Origin of the sequence: Enterobacter cloacae complex sp. IR5428 (assembly GCF_049238585.1) — a bacterium.
GTDB lineage: Bacteria > Pseudomonadota > Gammaproteobacteria > Enterobacterales > Enterobacteriaceae > Enterobacter > Enterobacter intestinihominis.
The window spans coordinates 135994-161960 of sequence record NZ_JBMKHV010000011.1 but is presented as its reverse complement, the minus strand read 5'-3'; the positions used below and the strand labels follow the sequence as shown (position 1 = coordinate 161960).

The window sequence follows — 25967 nt, the reverse complement described above, 5'->3', positions numbered from 1 at the left end:
TCTTCATAAGAAAAACCTATGGAAAATTATCAGATCGACAATCTGGACCGCGGCATTCTGGAAGCGCTCATGGCCAACGCACGCACCGCGTATGCCGAACTGGCGAAACAATTTAGCGTCAGCCCGGGGACCATTCACGTTCGCGTAGAGAAAATGAAGCAGGCCGGGATCATCACCGGCGCACGCATTGATGTCAGCCCGAAGCAACTCGGCTACGACGTCTGCTGCTTCATTGGCATTATTCTGAAAAGCGCCAAAGATTACCCCTCCGCGCTGGAGAAGCTGAACGCGCTGGATGAAGTCACTGAGGCGTACTACACCACCGGGCACTACAGCATCTTTATAAAGGTCATGTGCCGATCCATCGACGCCCTCCAGCAGGTACTTATCAACAAGATCCAAACAATCGATGAAATTCAGTCCACCGAAACCCTGATCTCCCTGCAAAACCCGATCATGCGTACTATCCGCCCGTGATCGGGCAATTTCATTCCCACATTTTCCACAGGTAGATCCCAGCTCGTTCACAGCGTACAATGGCCGCCTCTTTATCTGAGCGAGCGATCAATGGCGGACATTACTCTTATCAGCGGCAGCACCCTGGGCGGTGCGGAATATGTAGCGGAACATCTGGCTGAGAAGCTGGAAGACGCGGGCTTTTCTACACAAACGCTGCACGGACCGCTGCTGGAAGATCTCCCGACTGACGGGGTCTGGCTGCTGATCACCTCCACGCACGGCGCGGGCGATCTGCCGGATAACCTGCAACCTTTATATGACGAACTGCTGGAACAACAGCCCGATCTGTCAAACGTCCGGTTTGGCGCTGTAGGGATCGGCAGCCGTGAATATGACACTTTCTGTGGCGCCATAGAGAAAGTAGAAGCTGCGGTGACCGCCTGCGGAGCAAAACAGCTGGGTGAAACGCTGAAGATCAACATCCTCGATCATGATATTCCCGAAGATCCAGCCGAGATCTGGCTCGCGGAATGGAAAAATTTACTCAAAAACGATTAAAGATCGTGCGATCAGATGTGGATAACTCTGGTTAAAAGCTCGTATTAACCCGTAGTTATCCAAAGAACAACGTTAGTTTAGTTTTTGACCTGTGTATAAAGTGCCGATCTGATCCCAGCTTATACGGTCCAGGATCACCGATCATTCACAGCAAACGATCCTTCCTAACTGCATGATCTTATTTATGGGATCGGACTTATCCACAAAGGTCTGCGATCCTAATAAGAGATCACAATAGAACAGATCTCTAAATAAAAAGATCTTCTTTTTAATAGCCCAGGATCCCAATGCTTTCTCGAAAGACTAAAGTTGAGTAGAATCCACGGCCCGGGCTTCAATCCATTTTCATACCGCTTTACGCGAGGCAGACCACCATGTTTTATCAGGATCCTTTTGACGTCATCATCATTGGCGGGGGTCACGCAGGCACTGAGGCCGCAATGGCCGCAGCGCGAATGGGTCAGCAGACCCTGCTTTTGACACACAATATCGACACGCTGGGACAAATGTCCTGTAATCCGGCGATTGGCGGCATTGGGAAAGGACACCTGGTAAAAGAAGTGGATGCACTTGGCGGCCTGATGGCGAAAGCGATCGATCATGCGGGTATCCAGTTTAGGATACTAAACGCGAGTAAAGGTCCGGCTGTTCGCGCCACCCGTGCACAGGCAGACCGCGTGCTTTACCGTCAGGCTGTGCGCACCGCGCTGGAAAACCAACCGAACCTGATGATCTTCCAGCAGGCTGTAGAAGATCTTATCGTGGAAAACGATCGTGTTGTTGGCGCCGTGACCCAGATGGGTCTCAAGTTCCGCGCAAAAGCGGTGGTGCTGACGGTCGGGACATTCCTGGACGGTAAAATCCATATTGGTCTGGACAACTACAGCGGTGGCCGTGCGGGCGATCCGCCGTCGATTCCGCTGTCTCGTCGTCTGCGTGAGCTGCCGCTGCGCGTAAGCCGCCTGAAAACCGGTACGCCGCCGCGAATTGATGCGCGTACCATTGATTTCAGCGTTCTGGCACAGCAGCACGGTGATAACCCGATGCCGGTATTCTCGTTCATGGGCAATGCGGCGCAACATCCGCAGCAGGTGCCGTGCTACATCACGCACACCAATGAAAAAACCCATGACGTGATCCGCAATAACCTCGATCGCAGCCCAATGTACGCCGGCGTGATCGAAGGGATCGGCCCACGTTATTGCCCGTCGATCGAAGATAAAGTGATGCGCTTTGCCGATCGTAACCAGCATCAGATCTTCCTCGAACCTGAAGGACTGACCTCGAACGAAATTTACCCGAACGGCATCTCCACCAGCCTGCCGTTCGACGTGCAGATGCAGATTGTGCGTTCAATGCAGGGGATGGAAAACGCGAAGATCGTTCGTCCTGGCTACGCTATTGAGTACGATTTCTTCGATCCGCGTGACCTGAAGCCGACGCTGGAAAGCAAATTCATCCAGGGTCTGTTCTTCGCAGGCCAGATTAACGGCACCACCGGGTACGAAGAAGCTGCCGCACAAGGACTGCTGGCCGGTCTGAACGCCGCTCGCTTCTCTGCCGAGAAAGAGGGCTGGGCACCGGCGCGTTCTCAGGCTTACCTGGGCGTTCTGGTCGACGATCTCTGCACGCTGGGGACCAAAGAACCGTACCGCATGTTTACTTCTCGTGCGGAATATCGCCTGATGCTGCGCGAAGACAATGCCGATCTGCGTCTGACCGAGGTGGGCCGCGAATTGGGTCTGGTGGATGACGAACGCTGGGCGCGCTTCAACGAGAAGCTGGAGCGTATCGAACAGGAACGTCAGCGCCTGAAAACCACCTGGGTGAATCCGCAGGCGGAAACTGCTGCTGAAGTGAACGCTCACTTAACTGCGCCGCTTTCGCGCGAAGCCAGTGGTGAAGATCTGCTGCGCCGTCCTGAAGTCACCTACGAGAATCTGGTCAAACTGACCGCGTTCGCACCGGGCCTTGAAGACGCTGAAGCGGCTGAACAGGTCGAGATTCAGGTGAAATACGAAGGTTACATCGCGCGTCAGCAGGATGAGATCGAAAAACAGCAGCGCAACGAAAATACGCTGCTGCCGGAAATGCTGGACTATCGTCAGGTGACGGGGCTTTCCAACGAAGTGATCGCTAAGCTGAACGATCACAAACCTGTGTCGATTGGCCAGGCCTCACGTATCTCCGGTGTCACACCTGCCGCGATTTCGATTCTGCTGGTGTGGCTGAAAAAGCAGGGTATGCTGCGCCGCAGCGCGTAATTAACATTGCTTTTGGCGGGTGGCGCTTCGCTTACCCGCCCTACTTAATCGTAGGCCCGGTAAGCGGCAGTGCCACCGGGCGAAAAATCTCTCAACAGGTATCCACCGTGCTCAATAAACTCTCTCGTCTGCTGGAACAGGCAGGTATTTCGCTCACCGATCACCAGAAAAATCAGCTGGTGGCCTATGTCGATATGCTGAACAAATGGAATAAAGCGTACAACCTCACCTCCGTACGCGATCCCAACGAGATGCTGATTCGCCATATTCTCGATAGCATCGTTGTGGCGCCGTATCTTACCGGTGAACGTTTTATCGACGTGGGCACCGGTCCGGGTTTGCCGGGCGTTCCGTTGTCTATTGTTCGACCGGAGAGTCATTTCACGCTGCTGGATAGTCTGGGCAAGCGCGTACGCTTTTTACGACAGGTTCAGCATGAGCTGAAGCTGGAAAACATCACGCCCGTGCAGAGCAGGGTAGAGGAGTTCCCGGCAGAGCCACCGTTTGACGGCGTTATCAGCCGCGCGTTTGCCTCACTCAATGACATGGTGAGCTGGTGCAAACACCTGCCGGCGGATAAGGGCCGTTTTTATGCGCTGAAAGGGCAACTTCCGGGGGACGAAATAGAGCAGCTTCCGGACGGTTTTGCAGTGGAATCCATTGAAAAACTCCAGATCCCTCAGCTCGAAGGTGAGCGTCATCTGGTGATAATTAAGCCAAACACATTTTAAAAAATTAATAAAAAATGTGGAATTTGTGCTGTTCTGATGGTGTTAAAAAGCAGCACATCCAGTCGGATTTGGCCGTAGTTAATTTAACCTTGTTGTCACCATGGATTTTCTTATGGTTAACCTGAAGTGATTCGTTCACCCTGAAGATAGTCAACCATGAAAATATCAGCCTGCTAAAAGTGGGTAAAGGCAACAAGAATGAAATGTTAAATATTTATTAAGAATGTCAATAAAAGGTTTTTGTTGTATACGGCTCTGTTTTAAAAATAGTTGCGATTTTTTTGCTTTAATTTCAATCGGATGAAATAAATCGTTTTACGTCTTTGATAAATACCACTTTATCGCAAATGTGTATTTTGTGATCTCGTGCACGCTTTATCACCAACGTTTCCGCGCTGTTTGCAGTTTTGCCTGAAGGTTGGCACTGAGTTCAAAAGTTGAAAAATAGGACTGGGGAAAAATATTTAAACATTTATTCACCTTTTCGCTACTTAATGTTTGAAATCACGGGTACGCACCGTATAATTTGACCGCTTTTTGATGCTTGACTCTGAGCCTTAAAGGACGTTTTATACGACACGCGGCATACCTCGAAGGGAGCAGGAGTAAAAACGTGATGTCTGTGTCGCTCTTGAGTAGAAACGTTGCTCGTAAGCTTCTGTTCATTCAGTTTCTGGCTGTGATAGCAAGTGGACTGCTGTTTAGCCTCAAAGACCCCTTCTGGGGCATCTCCGCCGCGTGCGGAGGTTTGGCGGTGGTTCTGCCAAACGTGTTGTTTATGATTTTTGCCTGGCGTCATCAGGCGCATACACCCGCCAAAGGCCGCGTGGCCTGGTCCTTCGCTCTCGGCGAAGTGTGTAAGGTGTTGCTGACCTTTGCTCTACTGGTGATGGCGCTGGCGGTTTTGAAAGTGGTATTCATGCCGCTGATAGCAACGTGGGTTTTGGTGCTGGTGGTACAAGTTCTGGCTCCAGCTGTAATCAATAACAAAGGGTAAAAGGCATCATGGCTTCAGAAAATATGACGCCGCAGGATTACATAGGTCACCATCTGAATAACCTTCAGCTGGACCTGCGTACATTCTCGCTGGTGGATCCACATAACCCCCCGGCCACCTTCTGGACGATCAACATCGACTCCATGTTCTTCTCGGTGGTTTTGGGTCTTCTGTTCCTGGCCATGTTCCGCGGTGTTGCTAAACGAGCGACCAGCGGTGTTCCAGGGAAATTCCAGACGTTCATCGAGATGATCATCGGCTTCGTCCATGGCAGCGTCAAAGACATGTACCATGGTAAGAGCAAGCTGATTGCTCCGCTGGCCCTGACCGTGTTCGTTTGGGTCTTCCTGATGAACCTGATGGACCTTCTGCCTATCGATTTCCTGCCGTGGATCGGCGAACATGTCTTCGGTCTGCCTGCCCTGCGCGTGGTTCCGTCTGCCGACGTGAACATCACCCTGTCGATGGCGCTGGGCGTATTTATCCTGATTCTTTTCTACAGCATCAAAATGAAAGGCGTAAGCGGCTTTGTGAAAGAGCTTACCTTGCAGCCGTTCAACCACTGGGCGTTTATTCCGGTCAACCTGATCCTGGAAGGCGTTAGCCTGCTGTCCAAACCTGTTTCACTGGGTCTGCGACTGTTCGGCAACATGTATGCGGGTGAGCTGATTTTCATTCTGATCGCGGGTCTTCTGCCGTGGTGGTCACAGTGGATTCTGAATGTGCCATGGGCCATTTTCCACATCCTGATCATTACGCTGCAAGCCTTTATCTTCATGGTTCTGACGATCGTCTATCTGTCGATGGCGTCTGAAGAGCACTGATTTTTTACCAACACTACTACGTTTTAATTGAAACAAACTGGAGACTGTCATGGAAAACCTGAATATGGATCTGCTGTACATGGCTGCCGCTGTGATGATGGGTCTGGCGGCTATCGGTGCTGCGATCGGTATCGGCATCCTCGGGGGCAAATTCCTGGAAGGCGCAGCGCGTCAACCTGATCTGATTCCTCTGCTGCGTACTCAGTTCTTTATCGTTATGGGTCTGGTGGATGCAATCCCAATGATCGCTGTAGGTCTGGGTCTGTACGTGATGTTTGCTGTCGCGTAGTAGTTGTTTTAAAACCCCAAGCCACAGAAATTTAAGAGGTATTGTGCTGTGAACATGAACGCAACAATCCTCGGCCAGGCCATCGCGTTTATTCTCTTTGTCTGGTTCTGCATGAAGTATGTATGGCCGCCTTTAATGGCTGCCATCGAAAAACGTCAGAAAGAAATTGCTGACGGTCTGGCTTCCGCAGAACGCGCTAAGAAAGATTTGGACCTTGCACAGGCCAACGCGACAGACCAGCTGAAAAAAGCGAAAGCTGAAGCTCAGGTAATCATTGAACAGGCTAACAAACGCCGTTCTCAGATCCTGGACGAAGCCAAAGCTGAAGCAGAACAGGAACGTACTAAGATCGTGACACAGGCTCAGGCTGAAATTGAAGCTGAGCGTAAACGTGCTCGTGAAGAACTGCGTAAGCAGGTTGCGATTCTGGCTGTTGCTGGCGCCGAGAAGATCATCGAACGTTCCGTGGATGAAGCTGCTAACAGCGACATCGTGGACAAACTTGTCGCTGAACTGTAAGGAGGGAGGGGCTGATGTCTGAATTTGTTACGGTAGCTCGCCCCTACGCCAAAGCAGCTTTTGACTTTGCTGTCGAACACCAAAATGTCGATCGCTGGCAGAATATGCTGGCGTTTGCCGCTGAGGTGACGAAAAACGAACAAATGGCCGAGTTGCTTTCTGGTGCGTTAGCGCCTGAAACCCTCGCCGCGTCGTTTATCGCCGTGTGCGGAGAGCAACTGGATGCCAACGGCCAGAACCTGATTAAGGTGATGGCGGAAAATGGTCGTCTCCGTGTGCTCCCGGATGTTCTCGAGCAGTTTGAGCACTTACGTGCCCTTAGTGAAGCTACCGCTGAAGTTGAAGTAACTTCCGCGACTGAACTGAGTGATGAACAGCTTGCGAAAATCACCGCCGCGATGGAAAAACGTCTGTCACGCAAAGTTAAGCTGAATTGCAAAATCGATAAGTCTGTAATGGCAGGCGTAATCATCCGTTCGGGTGATATGGTCATTGATGGCAGCGTACGCGGCCGTCTTGAGCGCCTTGCAGACGTCTTGCAGTCTTAAGGGGACTGGAGCATGCAACTGAATTCCACCGAAATCAGCGAACTGATCAAGCAGCGCATTGCTCAGTTCAGTGTTGTGAGTGAAGCTCACAACGAAGGTACTATTGTTTCTGTAAGTGACGGTGTTATCCGCATCCACGGCCTGGCCGATTGTATGCAGGGTGAGATGATTTCCCTGCCGGGTAACCGTTACGCTATCGCACTGAACCTGGAGCGCGACTCCGTAGGTGCCGTTGTGATGGGTCCATACGCTGACCTTGCCGAAGGCATGAAGGTTAAGTGTACTGGCCGTATTCTGGAAGTGCCGGTTGGCCGTGGCCTGCTGGGTCGCGTTGTTAACACCCTGGGTGCGCCAATCGACGGTAAAGGTCCGGTTGAGCACGATGGCTTCTCTCCAATCGAAGTTATCGCACCAGGCGTTATCGACCGTCAGTCCGTTGATCAGCCAGTGCAGACGGGTTATAAGTCCGTTGATGCCATGATCCCAATCGGTCGTGGTCAGCGTGAACTGATCATCGGTGACCGTCAGACCGGTAAAACCGCGATGGCAATCGACGCCATCATCAACCAGCGTGATTCCGGCATCAAATGTGTGTACGTGGCTATCGGCCAGAAAGCGTCCACCATTTCCAACGTGGTTCGTAAACTGGAAGAGCACGGCGCACTGTCTAACACCATCGTTGTGGTAGCTACCGCGTCTGAATCTGCTGCACTGCAATACCTGGCACCATACGCTGGTTGCGCAATGGGCGAATACTTCCGTGACCGCGGTGAAGATGCGCTGATCGTATACGATGATCTGTCTAAACAGGCTGTTGCTTATCGTCAGGTTTCCCTGCTGCTTCGTCGTCCACCAGGACGTGAAGCATTCCCGGGCGACGTATTCTACCTCCACTCTCGTCTGCTGGAGCGTGCTTCCCGCGTTAACGCGGAATACGTCGAGAACTTCACCAAAGGTGAAGTGAAGGGTAAAACAGGTTCTCTGACCGCTCTGCCGATCATTGAAACCCAGGCGGGTGACGTTTCTGCGTTCGTTCCGACCAACGTAATCTCCATTACCGATGGTCAGATCTTCCTGGAAACCAACCTGTTTAACTCCGGTATTCGTCCGGCGGTTAACCCGGGTATCTCCGTATCCCGTGTGGGTGGTGCTGCTCAGACCAAGATCATCAAGAAGCTGTCCGGTGGTATCCGTACCGCGTTGGCACAGTATCGTGAACTGGCTGCGTTCTCTCAGTTCGCATCCGATCTGGACGAAGCAACCCGTAAACAGCTGAGCCACGGTCAGAAAGTGACCGAGCTGCTGAAGCAGAAACAGTACGCGCCAATGTCTGTTGCTCAGCAGGGCCTGGTACTGTTCGCGGCTGAACGCGGTTACCTCGAAGATGTGGAACTGGCGAAAATCGGTAGCTTCGAAGCCGCTCTGCTGGCTTACGTCGACCGTGATCACGCTCCGCTGATGCAAGAGATCAACCAGACCGGTGGCTATAACGACGAAATCGAAGGCAAGCTGAAAGCTATCCTCGATTCCTTCAAAGCAACCCAATCCTGGTAATCGTCCGGCGGCTTGTCTCAGGACAAGCCGTCTGGCATTGAGGAGAAGCTCATGGCCGGCGCAAAAGAGATACGTAGTAAGATCGCAAGCGTCCAGAACACGCAAAAGATCACTAAAGCGATGGAGATGGTCGCCGCTTCCAAAATGCGTAAATCGCAGGATCGCATGGCGGCCAGCCGTCCTTATGCAGAGACCATGCGCAAAGTGATTGGTCACCTTGCAAACGGTAATCTGGAATATAAGCACCCTTACCTGGAAGAACGCGACGTTAAGCGCGTGGGCTACCTGGTGGTGTCGACTGACCGTGGTCTGTGTGGCGGCTTGAACATTAACCTGTTCAAAAAACTGCTGGCGGATATGAAAGGCTGGTCCGATAAAGGCGTTCAGTGCGATCTGGCACTGATTGGCTCTAAAGGCGTCTCTTTCTTTAACTCCGTTGGTGGCAACATTGTCGCTCAGGTGACCGGTATGGGTGATAACCCGTCCCTGTCCGAACTGATCGGCCCGGTTAAAGTGATGTTGCAGGCCTACGATGAAGGCCGTCTGGACAGACTGTACGTTGTCAGCAACAAATTTATTAACACCATGTCTCAGGTGCCTACGCTCACTCAGATGCTGCCGTTACCGGCATCAGAAGATGACGAGCTGAAACAGAAAGCCTGGGATTACCTGTATGAACCCGATCCGAAACCGCTGCTGGATACCCTGCTGCGTCGTTACGTTGAATCTCAGGTTTATCAGGGCGTTGTAGAAAACCTGGCCAGCGAGCAGGCCGCACGAATGGTGGCGATGAAAGCCGCGACCGATAATGGCGGCAGCCTGATTAAAGAGCTGCAGTTGGTTTACAACAAAGCTCGTCAGGCCAGCATTACTCAGGAACTCACCGAGATCGTCTCGGGGGCCGCCGCGGTTTAACCAGGTTTACGAATTACGTAGAGGATTCAAGATGGCTACTGGAAAGATTGTCCAGGTAATCGGCGCCGTGGTGGACGTCGAGTTCCCTCAGGACGCCGTACCACGCGTGTACGACGCGCTTGAGGTACAAAATGGTAACGAGAGCCTGGTGCTGGAAGTTCAGCAGCAGCTCGGCGGCGGTATCGTGCGTACCATCGCCATGGGTTCTTCCGACGGTCTGCGTCGTGGTCTGGAAGTGAAAGACCTTGAGCACCCGATCGAAGTCCCGGTAGGTAAAGCAACACTGGGTCGTATCATGAACGTATTGGGTCAACCAATCGACATGAAAGGCGACATCGGTGAAGAAGAGCGTTGGGCTATCCACCGCGCGGCACCTTCCTACGAAGAGCTGTCCAGCTCTCAGGAACTGCTGGAAACCGGCATCAAAGTTATCGACCTGATGTGCCCGTTCGCGAAGGGCGGTAAAGTTGGTCTGTTCGGTGGTGCGGGTGTAGGTAAAACCGTAAACATGATGGAGCTGATCCGTAACATCGCGATCGAGCACTCCGGTTACTCCGTGTTTGCGGGTGTTGGTGAACGTACTCGTGAGGGTAACGACTTCTACCACGAAATGACCGACTCCAACGTTCTGGATAAAGTATCCCTGGTTTACGGCCAGATGAACGAGCCACCAGGAAACCGTCTGCGCGTTGCGCTGACTGGCCTGACGATGGCTGAGAAGTTCCGTGACGAAGGCCGTGACGTTCTGCTGTTCGTTGATAACATCTACCGTTACACCCTGGCCGGTACTGAAGTATCTGCACTGCTGGGTCGTATGCCTTCAGCGGTAGGTTATCAGCCTACGCTTGCGGAAGAGATGGGTGTTCTTCAGGAACGTATCACCTCTACCAAAACTGGTTCTATCACCTCCGTTCAGGCGGTATACGTACCTGCGGATGACTTGACTGACCCATCTCCAGCCACCACCTTTGCTCACTTAGATGCAACCGTGGTACTGAGCCGTCAGATCGCGTCTCTGGGTATCTACCCGGCCGTTGACCCGCTGGACTCTACCAGCCGTCAGCTGGATCCACTGGTTGTTGGCCAGGAACACTACGACACCGCGCGTGGCGTACAGTCCCTGCTGCAACGTTACCAGGAGCTGAAAGACATCATCGCCATCCTGGGTATGGATGAACTGTCTGAAGAAGACAAACTGGTGGTAGCACGTGCACGTAAGATCCAGCGCTTCCTGTCCCAGCCGTTCTTCGTTGCGGAAGTATTCACCGGTTCTCCAGGTAAATACGTTTCCCTGAAAGACACCATCCGTGGCTTTAAAGGCATCATGGAAGGCGAATACGATCACCTGCCAGAGCAGGCGTTCTACATGGTTGGTTCCATCGAAGAAGCCGTGGAAAAAGCCAAAAAACTTTAATGCCTTAATCGGAGGGTGATATGGCAATGACTTACCACCTGGACGTCGTCAGCGCAGAGCAACAAATGTTCTCTGGTCTGGTCGAGAAAATCCAGGTAACGGGTAGTGAAGGTGAACTGGGTATTTTCCCGGGTCACGCACCGCTGCTCACCGCCATTAAGCCTGGTATGATCCGCATCGTTAAACAGTTCGGTCATGAAGAGTTTATCTATCTGTCCGGCGGCATTCTTGAAGTGCAGCCAGGCAGTGTGACCGTTCTGGCCGATACCGCTATTCGTGGCCAGGATCTCGACGAAGCGCGAGCCCTGGAATCGAAGCGTAAGGCTGAAGAGCACATTAGCAGCTCTCATGGTGACGTGGATTACGCTCAGGCGTCTGCGGAGCTGGCCAAAGCGATCGCGAAACTGCGCGTTATCGAGTTGACCAAAAAAGCGATGTAACACCGGCTTGAAAAGCACAAAAGCCAGTCTGGATCCCAGGCTGGCTTTTTTTTTCGGCCTTAATTCATGATGAAAAAGATGTAGAATTTTAAGCATCAAACGTTTTTACTTCTCACACAAACTACCGTCAGGATGCGTATGTTAAACAGTGCGATGAGCGTGGTGATCCTTGCCGCAGGCAAAGGTACCCGCATGTATTCCGATCTGCCTAAAGTGCTCCACACGCTGGCAGGAAAGCCAATGGTGCAGCATGTTATTGATGCAGCTAATGAATTAGGCGCCAGCCAGGTGCATCTGGTTTATGGACATGGCGGCGATCTGCTGAAAAAAACGCTGCGTGACGACAATCTCAACTGGGTGCTACAGGCAGAACAGCTGGGTACGGGTCATGCAATGCAGCAGGCTGCACCCTTCTTCGCTGATGATGAAGACATCCTGATGCTCTACGGCGACGTCCCGCTGATCTCCGTTGAAACCCTCACTCGCCTGCGTGAAGCCAAACCGCAGGGTGGCATTGGGTTGTTAACCGTCGTGCTGGACGATCCAACCGGCTATGGCCGCATTACGCGTGAAAACGGCAAGGTAACCGGGATTGTTGAGCATAAAGATGCCACTGACGAACAGCGTCAGATTCAGGAGATCAACACCGGCATCCTGATTGCGAACGGTGCGGATATGAAGCGCTGGCTGTCCAAACTCAATAATAACAACGCGCAGGGTGAATACTACATCACCGACATCATTGCGATGGCGTACCAGGAAGGGCGTGAGATTGCTGCCGTTCATCCGGCGCGTATCAGCGAAACGGACGGGGTAAACAACCGTCTACAGCTGTCACGCCTGGAGCGTATTTACCAGTCCGAGCAGGCAGAAAAACTGTTGCTGGCGGGCGTTATGCTGCGCGATCCGGCGCGTTTCGATCTGCGTGGCACGCTGACCCACGGGCGCGACGTTGAAATAGATACTAACGTTATCCTGGAAGGTAACGTCACGCTGGGCAACCGCGTCAAAATCGGCACCGGCTGTGTGATTAAAAACAGCGTGATCGGTGACGACTGCGAAATCAGCCCGTACAGCGTGGTAGAAGATGCGCGTCTGGATCCCGCCTGTACCATCGGCCCGTTTGCGCGTCTGCGCCCGGGCGCTGAGCTGCTGGAAGGCGCTCATGTAGGTAACTTCGTGGAAATGAAAAAAGCACGTCTCGGTAAAGGCTCGAAAGCCGGTCATCTGACCTATCTGGGCGATGCGGAAATTGGCGACAACGTAAACATCGGTGCAGGGACGATTACCTGTAACTATGACGGTGCCAATAAGTTTAAAACCATCATCGGTGATGACGTGTTTGTAGGTTCCGATACCCAGCTGGTGGCGCCTGTTACCGTGGGCAAAGGCGTGACCATTGCCGCCGGGACAACCGTTACGCGCGATGTGGCCGAGAACGAGCTGGTGTTAAGCCGCGTTCCGCAGGTCAGTAAGCAGGGCTGGAAACGCCCGGTGAAGAAAAAGTAACGACAATATACACCCCTCACCCTGACCCTCTCCCCATAGGGGAGAGGGGAACTGAATGGTGCGGTTTTCATCCTCTCCCCTTTGGGGAGAGGGCCGGGGTGAGGGGATAACATAATCCTCCCCCCACCAGCAGTACCCATAAAAATAACCCCACTCTCTACAAGGCTCGGGGTGCCCGGAAAGGGCAAATACAGGTCAGCGACAACGCATGGCATAACGCCATAATCAGGAAATCTAACTATGTGTGGAATTGTTGGCGCAGTTGCGCAGCGTGATATTGCTGAAATCCTTCTCGAAGGTTTACGTCGTCTGGAATACCGTGGTTATGACTCAGCCGGTCTGGCTGTCGTCGATGCAGAAGGTCATATGACCCGTCTGCGTCGTCTCGGTAAAGTGCAGATGCTGGCCCAGGCGGCGGAGGAACATCCGCTGCACGGTGGCACCGGTATTGCGCATACCCGCTGGGCGACTCACGGTGAGCCATCTGAAGGCAACGCACACCCGCATGTGTCTGAACACATTGTGGTGGTGCATAACGGCATTATCGAAAACCACGAACCGCTGCGTGAAGAACTGAAAGCGCGCGGCTATACCTTCGTCTCTGAAACCGACACCGAAGTGATTGCTCACCTGGTGCACTGGGAGCTGGCACAGGGCGGTACACTGCGTGATGCGGTGCTGCGCGCTATCCCTCAGCTGCGTGGTGCTTACGGTACGGTGATCATGGATTCCCGTGACCCGTCCACGCTGCTGGCCGCGCGTTCCGGTAGCCCGATGGTGATTGGTCTGGGCATGGGTGAAAACTTTATCGCTTCCGACCAGCTGGCGCTGCTGCCGGTTACCCGTCGCTTTATCTTCCTGGAAGAGGGCGACATTGCCGAGGTGACACGTCGCAGCGTGACCGTATTCGACACGAAAGGCGAGCAGGTTAAGCGCCAGGAAATCGAATCAAACCTGCAATACGACGCGGGCGACAAAGGTGCTTATCGTCACTACATGCAGAAAGAGATCTACGAACAGCCAAACGCCATTAAAAACACCCTGACCGGGCGCATCAGCCATGGTGAAGTGGATCTGAGCGAGCTGGGCGCCAATGCCAACGAAATGCTGAGCAAAGTCGAGCACATTCAGATCGTGGCCTGCGGTACCTCTTACAACTCCGGTATGGTCTCTCGCTACTGGTTTGAATCCCTGGCGGGCGTGCCGTGCGACGTCGAAATCGCATCTGAGTTCCGCTATCGTAAATCCGCTGTGCGCCGTAACAGCCTGATGATCACTCTTTCCCAGTCTGGCGAAACGGCCGATACCCTGGCGGCGCTGCGTCTGTCTAAAGAGTTGGGTTACCTGGGTTCGCTGGCCATCTGTAACGTACCGGGCTCCTCGCTGGTGCGTGAATCCGATCTGGCGCTGATGACTAAAGCGGGCACCGAAATCGGCGTCGCTTCCACCAAAGCGTTTACCACTCAGCTGACCGTTCTGCTGATGCTGGTGGCGAAGCTGGCGCGTCTGAAAGGCGAAGATGCTTCCGTTGAGCATGACATCGTTCACGGTCTCCAGGCGCTGCCGAGCCGTATCGAGCAGATGCTGTCTCAGGACAAGCGCATTGAGGCGCTGGCTGAAGATTTCTCTGATAAGCACCACGCTCTGTTCCTGGGCCGTGGCGATCAGTACCCTATCGCGCTGGAAGGCGCGCTGAAGCTGAAAGAGATCTCCTACATCCACGCGGAAGCCTACGCGGCAGGCGAGCTGAAACACGGTCCGCTGGCGCTGATCGACGCGGATATGCCGGTTATCGTGGTGGCACCGAACAACGAACTGCTGGAAAAACTGAAATCTAACATCGAAGAGGTGCGCGCCCGTGGTGGTGTACTGTACGTCTTTGCGGATAAAGATGCCGGTTTCGCCAGCAGCGACAACATGCACATCATCGAGATGCCGCATGTGGAAGAGGTGATTGCGCCGATCTTCTACACCGTACCGCTGCAACTGCTGGCTTACCACGTCGCGCTGATCAAAGGCACCGACGTTGACCAGCCGCGAAATCTGGCGAAGTCCGTTACCGTAGAATAATCCTTCCAGGCTCCGCCATCCGGTGGAGCCTTTTTTTATGACAATCCGTCATTTTCAGCTATTTTATCAGTGTCACATAAAGAAAATATTACTGAAAACAAGCTGTCATAATAATCATTAAGTTTATGATTTATTTATGGATTTTTGCTTAATTTTAAGTGAAATTTTCTTTGTCATAAAACTGTCATATTTCGTACATTTATCTGTCACCTGTTTGTCCTATTTTGCTCATCGTAGCCACTTAAACAATGATTTACGAAATCCTTGCAGGAGACATTATGAAAGTTATGCGTACCACTGTCGCAACTGTTGTCGCCGCGACCTTATCTCTGAGCGCTTTCTCTGCTTTCGCAGCAGCAAGCCTGACTGGCGCTGGTGCAACCTTCCCTGCGCCGGTGTATGCCAAATGGGCGGATACCTACCAGAAAGAGACCGGTAACAAGGTCAACTATCAGGGTATCGGCTCCTCCGGTGGCGTAAAACAAATTACCGCGAATACCGTTGATTTCGGCGCATCCGACGCTCCGCTGTCTGATGAGAAACTGAATCAGGAAGGCCTGTTCCAGTTCCCGACCGTGATCGGCGGCGTTGTGCTGGCTGTTAACATTCCTGGCCTGAAATCAGGCGAGCTGGTGCTGGACGGCAAAACCCTGGGTGATATCTATCTGGGCAAAATCAAAAAATGGGATGACGAAGCCATCACGAAACTGAACCCGGGCGTTAAGCTGCCTTCGCAGAATATCGCGGTGGTTCGTCGTGCTGACGGCTCTGGTACCTCTTTCGTGTTCACCAGCTACCTGGCGAAAGTGAACGAAGAGTGGAAATCTAAAGTCGGTTCCGGCTCTACCGTTAACTGGCCAACCGGTCTGGGCGGTAAAGGCAACGACGGTATCGCTGCCTTCGTACAGCGTCTGCCTGGCTCTATCGGCTATGTAGAGTACGCTTACGCGAAGCAGAACAACCTGGCTTACACCAAACTGGTTTCTGCTGACGGCAAACCGGTTAGCCCGACCGAAGAGAACTTCGCTAACGCCGCAAAAGGCGCTGACTGGAGCAAATCCTTCGCGCAGGACCTGACCAACCAGAAAGGCGACGATGCATGGCCTATCACGTCTACCACCTTCATTCTGGTCCACAAAGAGCAGAAGAAGCCTGAGCAGGGTGCTGAAGTGCTGAAGTTCTTCGACTGGGCATACAAAAACGGCGGCAAACAGGCGAATGACCTGGATTACGCCAGCCTGCCAGACAGCGTGGTTGAGCAGATCCGTGCTGCATGGAAAACCAACGTGAAAGACAGCAGCGGTAAAGCGCTGTACTAACAGGATATTTTTGACGAAGATGGCGGGTGGCGCGCAGCGATCCCGCCCTACGGTTCATCCTGTAGGCCCGGTAAGCGCCAGCGCCACCGGGCATATTCGTAAGACGTCTCATAAAGAAGAGTAATTTATGGCTGCAACCAAGCCTGCATTTAACCCTCCGGGTAAAAAAGGTGACATGATTTTCAGCGCGCTGGTGAAACTGGCTGCGCTGATTGTGCTATTGCTGCTGGGCGGCATTATCGTGTCCCTCATTTTCTCCTCCTGGCCGAGCATTCAAAAATTTGGTTTCGCCTTCCTGTGGACCAAAGAGTGGGATGCGCCGAACGATATTTACGGTGCGCTGGTGCCGATTTACGGCACGCTGGTGACCTCTTTTATCGCTCTGCTGATTGCGGTGCCGGTAAGCTTCGGTATTGCCCTGTTCCTGACGGAGCTGGCACCAGGCTGGCTGCGACGTCCGCTGGGTATCGCCATTGAACTGCTGGCGGCCATCCCAAGTATCGTTTACGGCATGTGGGGCCTGTTTATCTTTGCTCCGCTGTTTGCGACGTACTTCCAGGAGCCGGTGGGTAATGTTCTCTCCGCCGTTCCGTTTGTGGGCGCCCTGTTCTCTGGCCCGGCATTCGGTATCGGTATTCTGGCGGCTGGCGTGATCCTCGCCATCATGATTATTCCGTACATTGCGGCGGTCATGCGCGATGTCTTCGAACAAACCCCGGTGATGATGAAAGAGTCGGCCTACGGCATCGGCTGCACCACCTGGGAGGTTATCTGGCGCATCGTCCTTCCGTTCACCAAAAATGGGGTGATCGGCGGCATCATGCTGGGCTTAGGCCGCGCGCTGGGTGAAACCATGGCGGTGACCTTTATCATCGGCAACACCTACCAGCTCGACAGCGTGTCGCTCTACATGCCGGGGAACAGTATTACCTCTGCGCTGGCGAACGAATTTGCCGAAGCGGAATCCGGGCTGCACGTCGCAGCGCTGATGGAACTGGGTCTGATCCTGTTTGTTATTACCTTTATTGTGCTGGCTATCTCCAAGCTGATGATTATGCGTCTGGCTAAAAACGAGGGGGCACGCTAATGGCGACTCTCGACATGCAAAACACCGCTCAGCTTGCGGAATCTCGTCGCAAAATGCAGTCAAAGCGCCGGATTAAAAACCGCATTGCGCTGACGCTTTCCATGGCCACGATGGCGTTCGGCCTGTTCTGGCTGATCTGGATCCTGATGTCCACCATCACCCGTGGTATTGATGGAATGTCCCTGGCGCTGTTCACCGAGATGACGCCGCCGCCAAACACGGCGGGTGGTGGCCTGGCAAACGCCCTGGCGGGCAGCGGCCTGCTGATCCTGTGGGCGACCGTTTTCGGTACGCCGTTGGGCATCATGGCGGGTATCTATCTGGCGGAGTATGGCCGCAAGTCCTGGATCGCTGAAGTCATCCGCTTTATTAACGACATTCTGCTTTCTGCCCCGTCGATAGTGGTAGGTCTGTTTGTTTACACCATCGTGGTGGCGCAAATGGAACACTTCTCCGGCTGGGCGGGTGTGATTGCGCTGGCGCTGTTGCAGGTGCCTATCGTTATTCGTACCACTGAAAACATGCTGAAACTGGTGCCGGACAGCCTGCGTGAAGCGGCTTACGCGCTGGGCACGCCGAAATGGAAAATGATTTCGGCGATCACCCTGAAAGCGTCCGTCTCGGGGATCATGACCGGTATCCTGCTGGCTATCGCCCGTATCGCTGGTGAAACCGCACCGCTGCTGTTTACCGCCCTCTCCAACCAGTTCTGGAGTACGGACATGATGCAGCCGATCGCCAACCTGCCGGTGACGATCTTTAAATTTGCGATGAGCCCATTCGCGGAATGGCAGCAGCTGGCCTGGGCCGGGGTGCTGATCATCACCCTTTGCGTACTGTTGCTGAACATTCTGGCGCGCGTCATTTTCGCGAAGCAGAAACACGGTTAAATTTTTACGGCGCGGCACATCGCGGCGCCGAATGAGGAAATGAGTCAATGAGTATGGTTGATACTGCCCCGGGTAAGATTCAGGTTCGTGATTTGAACTTCTACTACGGCAAATTCCATGCCCTGAAGAATATCAACCTGGATATCGCGAAGAACCAGGTCACGGCATTTATCGGTCCGTCTGGCTGTGGTAAATCCACGCTGCTGCGCACCTTTAACAAAATGTATTCGCTCTATCCGGAGCAGCGCGCAGAAGGTGAAATTCTGCTGGACGGTGACAACATCCTGACCAATACCCAGGATATCGCCCTGCTGCGTGCGAAAGTGGGGATGGTGTTCCAGAAACCCACTCCGTTCCCGATGTCGATCTATGACAACATCGCCTTTGGTGTGCGTCTGTTTGAGAAGCTCTCCCGTGCGGATATGGACGAGCGCGTGCAGTGGGCATTGACCAAGGCCGCATTATGGAACGAAACCAAAGATAAACTTCACCAGAGCGGGTACTCTCTCTCCGGTGGTCAGCAGCAGCGTCTGTGCATTGCGCGCGGTATCGCCATTCGCCCGGAAGTCTTGCTGCTGGATGAGCCGTGCTCAGCCCTGGACCCGATCTCAACCGGGCGTATCGAAGAGCTGATCACCGAGCTGAAGCAGGATTACACCGTGGTGATCGTCACTCACAACATGCAGCAGGCTGCCCGTTGTTCTGACCACACGGCGTTTATGTACCTGGGCGAGTTGATTGAGTTCAGCGATACGGACGCGCTGTTCACCCGTCCTGCGAAGAAACAAACCGAAGATTATATTACTGGCCGCTACGGTTGATTTGCCTTAGTGCATGTGGAGAAACCATGGACAACCTCAATCTTAATAAACACATTTCCGGCCAGTTTAACGCAGAGCTGGAAAGCATTCGCACCCAGGTGATGACCATGGGCGGCATGGTCGAGCAGCAGCTTTCTGATGCGATTACGGCAATGCACAACCAGGACAGCGAGCTGGCGAAGCGCGTTATCGAAGGCGATCACAACGTCAATATGATGGAAGTCGCCATCGACGAAGCGTGCGTGCGCATCATTGCCAAGCGTCAGCCAACCGCGAGCGACCTGCGTCTGGTAATGGCGATCATCAAAACTATCGCCGAGCTGGAGCGTATTGGTGACGTGGCGGATAAAATCTGCCGCACCGCGCTGGAGAAATTCTCCCAGCAGCACCAGCCGCTGCTGGTGAGCCTGGAGTCTCTCGGTCGCCACACCGTGCAGATGCTGCACGATGTGCTGGACGCTTTCGCGCGCATGGATCTGGACGAAGCGGTCCGTATCTACCGTGAAGATAAGAAAGTTGACCAGGAATACGAAGGCATAGTGCGTCAGCTAATGACCTACATGATGGAAGATTCCCGTACCATTCCAAGCGTGCTGACCGCGCTGTTCTGCGCGCGCTCAATTGAGCGTATTGGCGACCGCTGCCAGAACATTTGCGAATACATCTTCTACTTCGTGAAGGGACAAGATTTCCGTCACGTGGGCGGCGACGAGCTGGACAAGCTGCTGGCGGGTAAAGATCCGAAAGAGTGATGTGTGTGGCGGGTGGCGCTATCGCTTACCCGCCCTACGATCCTTGTAGGCCGGATAAGCGTTAGCGCCATCCGGCTTTGTTTTTTCAGCGAGTAATATCCCACCCGCGCGCCTTCCACAATTCCGGCAGCTGCGCCAGGTCTGTAAAGGTCGTCACTTTTGGATGATCGATCGGCTTGTTGTGCGGATCGGCGCAGAAGTAAAACACCTCCATCCCCGCATCAATCCCCGACTGCGCGCCCGCAGACGAGTCATCCACCAGGATGCAGTTCTCCACGTTGACGTTCATCGCCTTCGCCGCGTGGAACATCAATGCCGGATCCGGCTTCCAGCGCTGGATATCGTAGCCGCTGAACAGTTTTTCCGGGAAGTGGTGCAACATGTCCAGCTTGCCGAGTGAGTGCTGCATTTTGCTGACCGGGCCGTTAGAGACCACGCAGATCGGCACCGTCATCGCATCCAGCAGCGCGTTAGCGCCGGCGATAACTTCCAGCTCGGCGTCGAAGAGGCGTGCGACCTCGGCGCGGTACACCGGTTCCAGATCCGCTTTCGCCAGATCCACCCCGTGCTCTTCGTTAATGATGTCGATGATCTCGTACAGCTTCACGCCCTTAAAGCGTTTAAACACCTCTTCGAGATCGAGCGTAATGCCAAATTCCTGGAACATGGCGACATACGCGCGGGAACAAATGACCTCACTGTCGACCAGCGTACCGTCACAGTCGAAAAATACCGCTTCAATTCCGGACATGCCTTTCCCTTTTAACAAGTTTAACGTTTACGTACGACAGTTTAACGAGACGCAATCGTTGCCGTATAAGCAAAATCAATGAAAAAAGTATCCCGTAACCGCCACTATTGTCGCATTTTGGTATAGGATAGCGACGAATTTTCCCTCCTTGTTCGGAAATTGATGATGAGTCAACAACACACTACCCAGACATCTGGTCAGGGGCTGCTTGAGCGCGTGTTCAAACTGCGCGAGCACGGCACAACGGCACGCACCGAAGTGATCGCCGGTTTTACTACCTTCCTGACGATGGTCTATATCGTTTTCGTTAACCCGCAAATTCTGGGCGTGGCTGGCATGGACACCAGCGCCGTCTTTGTTACCACCTGTCTGATCGCGGCGCTTGGCAGCATCCTGATGGGCGTTTTCGCTAATCTGCCCGTGGCGTTGGCCCCGGCAATGGGTCTGAATGCGTTCTTTGCGTTCGTGGTGGTTCAGGCGATGGGCCTGCCGTGGCAGGTCGGGATGGGCGCTATTTTCTGGGGCGCGGTCGGCCTGCTGCTGCTGACCATCTTCCGTGTGCGCTACTGGATGATTGCGAACATTCCCGTGAGCCTGCGCGTGGGTATCACCAGCGGTATCGGTCTGTTTATCGGCATGATGGGGCTGAAAAACGCTGGCGTAATCGTGGCGAACCCGGAAACGCTGGTGAGCATTGGTAACCTGACCTCTCACAGCGTGCTGCTGGGCGTGCTGGGCTTCTTTATTATCGCGATCCTGGCGTCGCGTAACATCCACGCTGCGGTGCTGGTCTCTATCATCGTGACCACGCTGCTGGGCTGGATGCTGGGTGACGTGCATTACAGCGGTATTGTCTCTGCGCCACCGAGCGTTTCTACCGTGATTGGTCACGTTGATCTGGCGGGCTCGCTGAACCTGGGTCTGGCCGGAGTGATTTTCTCCTTCATGCTGGTCAACCTGTTTGACTCCTCCGGTACGCTGATTGGCGTGACGGACAAAGCGGGTCTGGCGGACGAGAAAGGCAAATTCCCGCGCATGAAGCAGGCGCTGTATGTGGATAGCATCTCGTCCGTTGCGGGTTCTTTCATCGGCACCTCGTCTGTTACCGCTTACATTGAATCCTCTTCCGGCGTGTCCGTGGGCGGCCGTACTGGCCTGACGGCGGTAGTCGTGGGTCTGCTGTTCCTGCTGGTGATCTTCCTCTCTCCGCTGGCGGGGATGGTGCCACCGTACGCGGCAGCTGGCGCGCTGATCTACGTCGGCGTGCTGATGACCTCGAGCCTGGCGCGCGTGAAGTGGGAAGATCTGACGGAAGCCGTTCCGGCGTTTATTACCGCGGTGATGATGCCGTTCAGCTTCTCGATCACCGAAGGTATCGCGCTGGGCTTTATCTCGTACTGTGTGATGAAGATCGGTACCGGCCGTTTCCGCGAACTCAGCCCGTGCGTGATGATTGTGGCGCTGCTGTTTGTGCTCAAGATTGTGTTTATTGACGCGCACTAAGGTGCGGTTTGTGGTGTCAGGTGGCGCTTCGCTTACCTGACCTACTGACGAGTGTAGGCCCGGTAAGCGCTAGCGCCACCGGGCTTTTTTATCAGGTTTTAACCCGCTTAATATAATCCCCAAACGCAGTCAGCTGACCAGAGAGATGGTCACGCGTACTCTGATCCACCACTTCACCCGTCTGCGGGTCGACTTTGTTCTGAATCACGCCGCCCATAAATTCCGGCTTGTTCATCACCATCGCATCCAGGAACACCAGGATCTGTCGCAGGTGATACTGGCAGCGCGCACCGCCGATGGCGCCCATTGAGCTGGTCTGGATCAGCACCGGTTTGCCTGACAGCGGCTGCTCCGGTAAACGGGATAACCAGTCAATCGCGTTCTTCAGACCCCCCGGAACCGAGTAGTTATATTCTGGCGTTACAATCACTACACCATCAGCCTGACGGATCTGCTCGGCTATCGCCTCCACGCTGTGCGGGAACCCTTCTTCCTGCTGAACGTCAGCATCATAAAGCGGGATGTCGCCAATAGACGGCAGGGCGCTGATCTCCATTCCCGCAGGCGCCAGCTGCGGCAGCGTGCGCGCTACCATCCCGTTAAACGAACCTTTGCGCAGGCTTCCCAGTAACGTAACAACTTTCAACGTATCAGACATGATTACTCCTGTTTCATCATGATGACCCTGGACGGATCAGCTATGGGTGTATGCTTTTTCTGCCGGTAAACTGGTTAATCGCATCAGGCGCGCGGCGGGCTCGTTGGCGCGCTCAGGTACATCCGGAAGACTACGCCAACCGCGAATACTGTCAAACTCCCAGATTTTCAACCGTTCGATGGCGGGGCTCACCGCAACGGACCAGATCAGTACGTCCTCAGCGTCGCTGAGCGCCTCTACCAGCGAGGCTTTTGTCGCGCGCAGGCGTCCGGAGCCGGGAAGCAGCTGCAACAGGCTGGCGTCGTCTGAAGCCGCGCCGCTCAGTTTACGGATGCTCTGGCGAAGGGTGATGAGCTGCGCTCTGGCTTCAACGGGATCGTTCTGGTTACGTATCCACAGCTTTTCATTGCTGGAGAGCGGGTATTCATCGAGCGCGTTAGCACCATGGAAGCTGCGCGTGACGCGTTGCAGCTCCATATCCAGGCCGCAATCACCTTCAGTCGTCAGCGCGACGCCAACAATGTTGCCAGTGTACGCAATGGAAAAATGGGGGAGTGCCGGGTCCGCAAAAACCGGGCGACCTTCTGGCTGGGTGAGTATGTCCGGTAGTTCGCTGGTGCCGTACAGCATAAAAAGCAGTTCTGCGAGGAGCGCTCTGGAGGCTAAAAACCGCGTCCTGCGGTGTTCAGGTAGTTTGAGCGCCTCACTGTGACAGGCTGAAGAAATTCTGGCCGATACGAGATGCCCTTCCGTTAATGTTCCTCGTGCAAAGTGCGTAGCCATTTTTCGCTCCCTGATAATGGTCGTAGTCGGTTAAACGGTTACATGATTATCGCTTAACTCAGCTTCTGTTTTAATCAGTAAATAGAAATAAGAGAAGCCTGAGGACCGAACTTTACATTATCTTAGGCAAAAACCTGACCTGGCGCGGTATACAGGGCTTTTATAGTTTCGCGCAGCCAGATAATTTTCGGATTATGGCTGTTCCGCTTATGCCAGATTAGCGTGAAGGGTACGGTCAGCTTTTCTGCCTGCGCCTCATCGATGGGAATGGGAAGGCAGACCAGATTACGCTGGTGGAGTTGATTGTAGTGATGGCAGTAGTAGGGCGCAGTGGCAATGTAGTTGTGGTCCGGCTGAGCCGCCATAAACATCGACTGTTCAAAGCCGGGCAGGCTCATGGCGACGTTGCGCTCCCGGCCCATCTCTTTTAGCACTTCATCAAGCGCCCAGGTATCGCTGCGCTCCCAGAAGATGCTGATATGCGGGTAGCGCAGAAACGTCTCAAGGTTCCACGCTTCGTGAAGTGCCGGATGATCTTCTCGCAGATAGACGCACGGACGGTCGCTGAACAGGATTTCGTAGTCAATAAACCACGGCATCAGCTTTAGCAGCTCGCGGGAGCGCGGGTGCGTTTCGCGGCCGGTAAAACCGAGATCGACCTCCCCGCGCGTAATGGCGTCCAGCGAATCATAATCCCACTGGCGCAACTTCACCGTCGCCTGTGGGTAGCGCTCATTCACCTGCTCCAGCAGGGTGTTGAAGCGAATCAGCATCAGCGGCGTTTCGGCGGCGAGCACAAACTTGAGCCCGCCTGGAGAGCTATGGTGGAATTTATCGACGATCTGATTGCCAATCTGCATCCAGTCGGCCAGATCCTGTTCCAGACTCACCGTTAGCGGTGTGGGCAGTAGCCCTAAAGGCGTTTTCACAAACAGCGGATCGTCGAACCAGTCGCGCAGCTTCGCCAGCGATTTACTCACCGCGGACGGCGTCACGTTCATTCGCTTCGCGGCTTTGGTGACGCTGCGCTCCTGCAACAACAACTGCAGGCAAAGTAAAAGATTAAGATCGAGACTGCTGATGGGCTTCTTCATAGTGCGCCGCGGGCTGGATGACCATAAGTAAGGTAATGCAGAGTATGCTACAGCCAATCAGAACCCCGATCAGCATATTCAGCGCGTTAAGGCCGATCACCGCCGCCAGCCAAATCCACAGCGACGAACCGCAGACCTGCGCAATGCCCAGCACCGAGCTTGCCACGCCTGCCCGCAGTGAGAACGGGCCAAGCGCCTGACTCATCGCCACGCCGAAGCCGCCGGAGAATCCGGCGCAGATCAGGGTCATACCCACCAGCATCAGCGCATGTGAGGTGGCGGTCGCCAGAATCACGCCTGCGGCGAGAAACAGCGTCTGTGAAGTGAGCATCAGCGTGCGCTGGCGGAAGATATTGAGCGCAAAGGGCATCGAGAATGAAACTGCCATGCTGACCATCGCATTGAGCGCCATCACCGTCGAATACTCACCGCGATCGAAGCCTATCGTCTCCATCAGTAACACCGGGGAAACGTTTACATAGGTGAGGATCACCGCCACGCTGAGCGTGATGATGGCCAGGCGGCTCAGGAAAAAGCGATTCAGAAGCTTTTCAGCCGGATGAATGGTAGCAGCGTGGTGCGTCTGCTGCGAACCGGGATGGGTCTCTTTCAACACCGTCACGGACAGTATAAAGACGATGGCGCCCATTGTGGCCATGGTCCAGAAAAGGCTCTGCCATGGAAATTTCAGCATGATCAGGTAGCCTACAACCGGTGCCAGCACCGGGATGATGCAGGTAATGCCGTTCAGCATCGACAGCACCCTGGCGCGGCGCTGGGCGCTCAAGGTATCGCGCAGAATGGCAAACGCCACCACGTAACAGCCGCCCGCGCCAATGCCCTGGATAAAGCGCCCTGACAGGAACATTGTGCTTTCCTGAGCCATTGAACACAGTACCGATGCCAGCGTAAAGATAACCGCCCCCGTAATGGCGACGGGTTGACGGCCGGCTCTGTCCGCGATTTTCCCGGCAAATACCATCGACGACGCCATTCCCGCGAGGTAGGCCGAAAACGCGATGTGCAGTTGCGCCTCGCTGGCACCCAGATCGCGGGCAATATGCGGTAGCCCCACGAGATACATATCAATACCGGACGGATACAGCAGAACTAATGCGAAACTACAAAACAGAAAACGAGCCATAAATCCCCCATAGATGCAGGCAAGCAGGATAGGGGGCATGGGGGGATTAAGCGAGTTGCCATTGGGACAATGGT

26 protein-coding genes are annotated in these 25967 nt (G+C 54.1%); 21 read left to right on the top strand and 5 right to left on the bottom strand.

Annotated features, from left to right (window positions below; genetic code table 11):
- Positions 1 to 18 precede the first annotated feature (18 nt).
- The 20 genes from asnC to phoU all read left to right on the top strand — a co-directional run bounded on the left by asnC (position 19) and on the right by phoU (position 19960).
- Complete coding sequence (asnC, locus tag ACOTXC_RS16985; protein ID WP_023298941.1) at positions 19 to 477, top strand: transcriptional regulator AsnC; 459 nt, start codon at positions 19 to 21, stop codon at positions 475 to 477.
- A gap of 90 nt (positions 478 to 567) precedes the next feature.
- The gene (mioC, locus tag ACOTXC_RS16980; protein ID WP_003862381.1) at positions 568 to 1017 is read left to right on the top strand and encodes an FMN-binding protein MioC; all 450 of its coding nucleotides are present in this window, start codon (positions 568 to 570) and stop codon (positions 1015 to 1017) included.
- 374 nt (positions 1018 to 1391) lie between these two features.
- Positions 1392 to 3281 (top strand): tRNA uridine-5-carboxymethylaminomethyl(34) synthesis enzyme MnmG, encoded by a 1890-nt coding sequence (gene mnmG / locus ACOTXC_RS16975; RefSeq protein WP_003862379.1) that lies wholly within the window; start codon positions 1392 to 1394, stop codon positions 3279 to 3281.
- A gap of 107 nt (positions 3282 to 3388) precedes the next feature.
- Complete coding sequence (gene rsmG / locus ACOTXC_RS16970) at positions 3389 to 4012, top strand: 16S rRNA (guanine(527)-N(7))-methyltransferase RsmG (RefSeq protein WP_022649872.1); 624 nt, start codon at positions 3389 to 3391, stop codon at positions 4010 to 4012.
- A gap of 616 nt (positions 4013 to 4628) precedes the next feature.
- Positions 4629 to 5009, top strand: coding sequence for a F0F1 ATP synthase subunit I (gene atpI, locus ACOTXC_RS16965; protein WP_003862375.1), 381 nt, complete (start codon positions 4629 to 4631; stop codon positions 5007 to 5009).
- Positions 5010 to 5017: 8 nt separating this feature from the next.
- Positions 5018 to 5833 (top strand): F0F1 ATP synthase subunit A, encoded by an 816-nt coding sequence (gene atpB, locus ACOTXC_RS16960; RefSeq protein WP_022649873.1) that lies wholly within the window; start codon positions 5018 to 5020, stop codon positions 5831 to 5833.
- 49 nt (positions 5834 to 5882) lie between these two features.
- Positions 5883 to 6122 (top strand): F0F1 ATP synthase subunit C, encoded by a 240-nt coding sequence (gene atpE / locus ACOTXC_RS16955; RefSeq protein WP_000429386.1) that lies wholly within the window; start codon positions 5883 to 5885, stop codon positions 6120 to 6122.
- A 48-nt stretch (positions 6123 to 6170) separates the two neighbouring features.
- Positions 6171 to 6641 carry a F0F1 ATP synthase subunit B gene (gene atpF, locus ACOTXC_RS16950; RefSeq protein ID WP_003862370.1) on the top strand — a complete coding sequence of 157 codons (471 nt, stop codon included), beginning with the start codon at positions 6171 to 6173 and terminating at the stop codon, positions 6639 to 6641.
- Between the two features lie 14 nt (positions 6642 to 6655).
- Positions 6656 to 7189 (top strand): F0F1 ATP synthase subunit delta, encoded by a 534-nt coding sequence (atpH, locus tag ACOTXC_RS16945; protein WP_003862369.1) that lies wholly within the window; start codon positions 6656 to 6658, stop codon positions 7187 to 7189.
- A 12-nt stretch (positions 7190 to 7201) separates the two neighbouring features.
- The gene (gene atpA, locus ACOTXC_RS16940; protein ID WP_006808751.1) at positions 7202 to 8743 is read left to right on the top strand and encodes a F0F1 ATP synthase subunit alpha; all 1542 of its coding nucleotides are present in this window, start codon (positions 7202 to 7204) and stop codon (positions 8741 to 8743) included.
- Between the two features lie 51 nt (positions 8744 to 8794).
- Entirely contained in the window at positions 8795 to 9658 is an 864-nt protein-coding gene (gene atpG, locus ACOTXC_RS16935; protein WP_003862364.1) for a F0F1 ATP synthase subunit gamma, read from the top strand.
- A gap of 31 nt (positions 9659 to 9689) precedes the next feature.
- Positions 9690 to 11072, top strand: coding sequence for a F0F1 ATP synthase subunit beta (gene atpD, locus ACOTXC_RS16930; protein ID WP_003862362.1), 1383 nt, complete (start codon positions 9690 to 9692; stop codon positions 11070 to 11072).
- 20 nt (positions 11073 to 11092) lie between these two features.
- Entirely contained in the window at positions 11093 to 11512 is a 420-nt protein-coding gene (locus tag ACOTXC_RS16925) for a F0F1 ATP synthase subunit epsilon (protein ID WP_006177560.1), read from the top strand.
- Positions 11513 to 11650: 138 nt separating this feature from the next.
- Positions 11651 to 13021 (top strand): bifunctional UDP-N-acetylglucosamine diphosphorylase/glucosamine-1-phosphate N-acetyltransferase GlmU, encoded by a 1371-nt coding sequence (gene glmU / locus ACOTXC_RS16920; protein WP_022649874.1) that lies wholly within the window; start codon positions 11651 to 11653, stop codon positions 13019 to 13021.
- Positions 13022 to 13261: 240 nt separating this feature from the next.
- Positions 13262 to 15091, top strand: coding sequence for a glutamine--fructose-6-phosphate transaminase (isomerizing) (gene glmS, locus ACOTXC_RS16915; protein ID WP_032626716.1), 1830 nt, complete (start codon positions 13262 to 13264; stop codon positions 15089 to 15091).
- Between the two features lie 278 nt (positions 15092 to 15369).
- Positions 15370 to 16410: a phosphate ABC transporter substrate-binding protein PstS gene (gene pstS / locus ACOTXC_RS16910; protein WP_022649876.1), complete on the top strand. Its 1041-nt coding sequence runs from the start codon at positions 15370 to 15372 to the stop codon at positions 16408 to 16410.
- A gap of 127 nt (positions 16411 to 16537) precedes the next feature.
- Positions 16538 to 17497 (top strand): phosphate ABC transporter permease PstC, encoded by a 960-nt coding sequence (pstC, locus tag ACOTXC_RS16905; protein WP_022649877.1) that lies wholly within the window; start codon positions 16538 to 16540, stop codon positions 17495 to 17497.
- Positions 17497 to 18387, top strand: coding sequence for a phosphate ABC transporter permease PstA (pstA, locus tag ACOTXC_RS16900; protein ID WP_022649878.1), 891 nt, complete (start codon positions 17497 to 17499; stop codon positions 18385 to 18387). Before pstC ends, pstA begins: the two co-directional genes overlap by 1 nt.
- A 47-nt stretch (positions 18388 to 18434) precedes the next feature.
- Positions 18435 to 19208 (top strand): phosphate ABC transporter ATP-binding protein PstB, encoded by a 774-nt coding sequence (gene pstB, locus ACOTXC_RS16895; protein ID WP_003861154.1) that lies wholly within the window; start codon positions 18435 to 18437, stop codon positions 19206 to 19208.
- A gap of 26 nt (positions 19209 to 19234) precedes the next feature.
- Positions 19235 to 19960 (top strand): phosphate signaling complex protein PhoU, encoded by a 726-nt coding sequence (gene phoU / locus ACOTXC_RS16890; RefSeq protein ID WP_003861153.1) that lies wholly within the window; start codon positions 19235 to 19237, stop codon positions 19958 to 19960.
- Positions 19961 to 20045: 85 nt separating this feature from the next.
- Here phoU and yieH read toward each other — a convergent pair whose 3' ends face one another.
- Positions 20046 to 20711 carry a 6-phosphogluconate phosphatase gene (gene yieH, locus ACOTXC_RS16885; protein ID WP_022649879.1) on the bottom strand — a complete coding sequence of 222 codons (666 nt, stop codon included), beginning with the start codon at positions 20709 to 20711 and terminating at the stop codon, positions 20046 to 20048.
- Positions 20712 to 20876: 165 nt separating this feature from the next.
- On the opposite strand from yieH, the gene adeP reads away from it, so the two are divergent.
- Positions 20877 to 22214: an adenine permease AdeP gene (gene adeP, locus ACOTXC_RS16880; protein WP_139152660.1), complete on the top strand. Its 1338-nt coding sequence runs from the start codon at positions 20877 to 20879 to the stop codon at positions 22212 to 22214.
- Positions 22215 to 22305: 91 nt separating this feature from the next.
- Here the strand turns inward: adeP and ACOTXC_RS16875 are convergent, their stop codons facing one another.
- The 4 genes from ACOTXC_RS16875 to ACOTXC_RS16860 all read right to left on the bottom strand — a co-directional run bounded on the left by ACOTXC_RS16875 (position 22306) and on the right by ACOTXC_RS16860 (position 25893).
- A complete protein-coding gene (locus tag ACOTXC_RS16875) occupies positions 22306 to 22872 on the bottom strand; it encodes an NADPH-dependent FMN reductase (RefSeq protein WP_022649881.1) in 567 nt (188 codons plus the stop codon).
- 36 nt (positions 22873 to 22908) lie between these two features.
- Positions 22909 to 23655: a 4'-phosphopantetheinyl transferase family protein gene (locus tag ACOTXC_RS16870; RefSeq protein ID WP_063150665.1), complete on the bottom strand. Its 747-nt coding sequence runs from the start codon at positions 23653 to 23655 to the stop codon at positions 22909 to 22911.
- 122 nt (positions 23656 to 23777) lie between these two features.
- Positions 23778 to 24749 carry an HTH-type transcriptional regulator YidZ gene (yidZ, locus tag ACOTXC_RS16865; protein ID WP_022649883.1) on the bottom strand — a complete coding sequence of 324 codons (972 nt, stop codon included), beginning with the start codon at positions 24747 to 24749 and terminating at the stop codon, positions 23778 to 23780.
- A complete protein-coding gene (locus ACOTXC_RS16860) occupies positions 24718 to 25893 on the bottom strand; it encodes an MFS transporter (protein ID WP_032677160.1) in 1176 nt (391 codons plus the stop codon). Before ACOTXC_RS16860 ends, yidZ begins: the two co-directional genes overlap by 32 nt.
- Positions 25894 to 25967 lie beyond the last annotated feature (74 nt).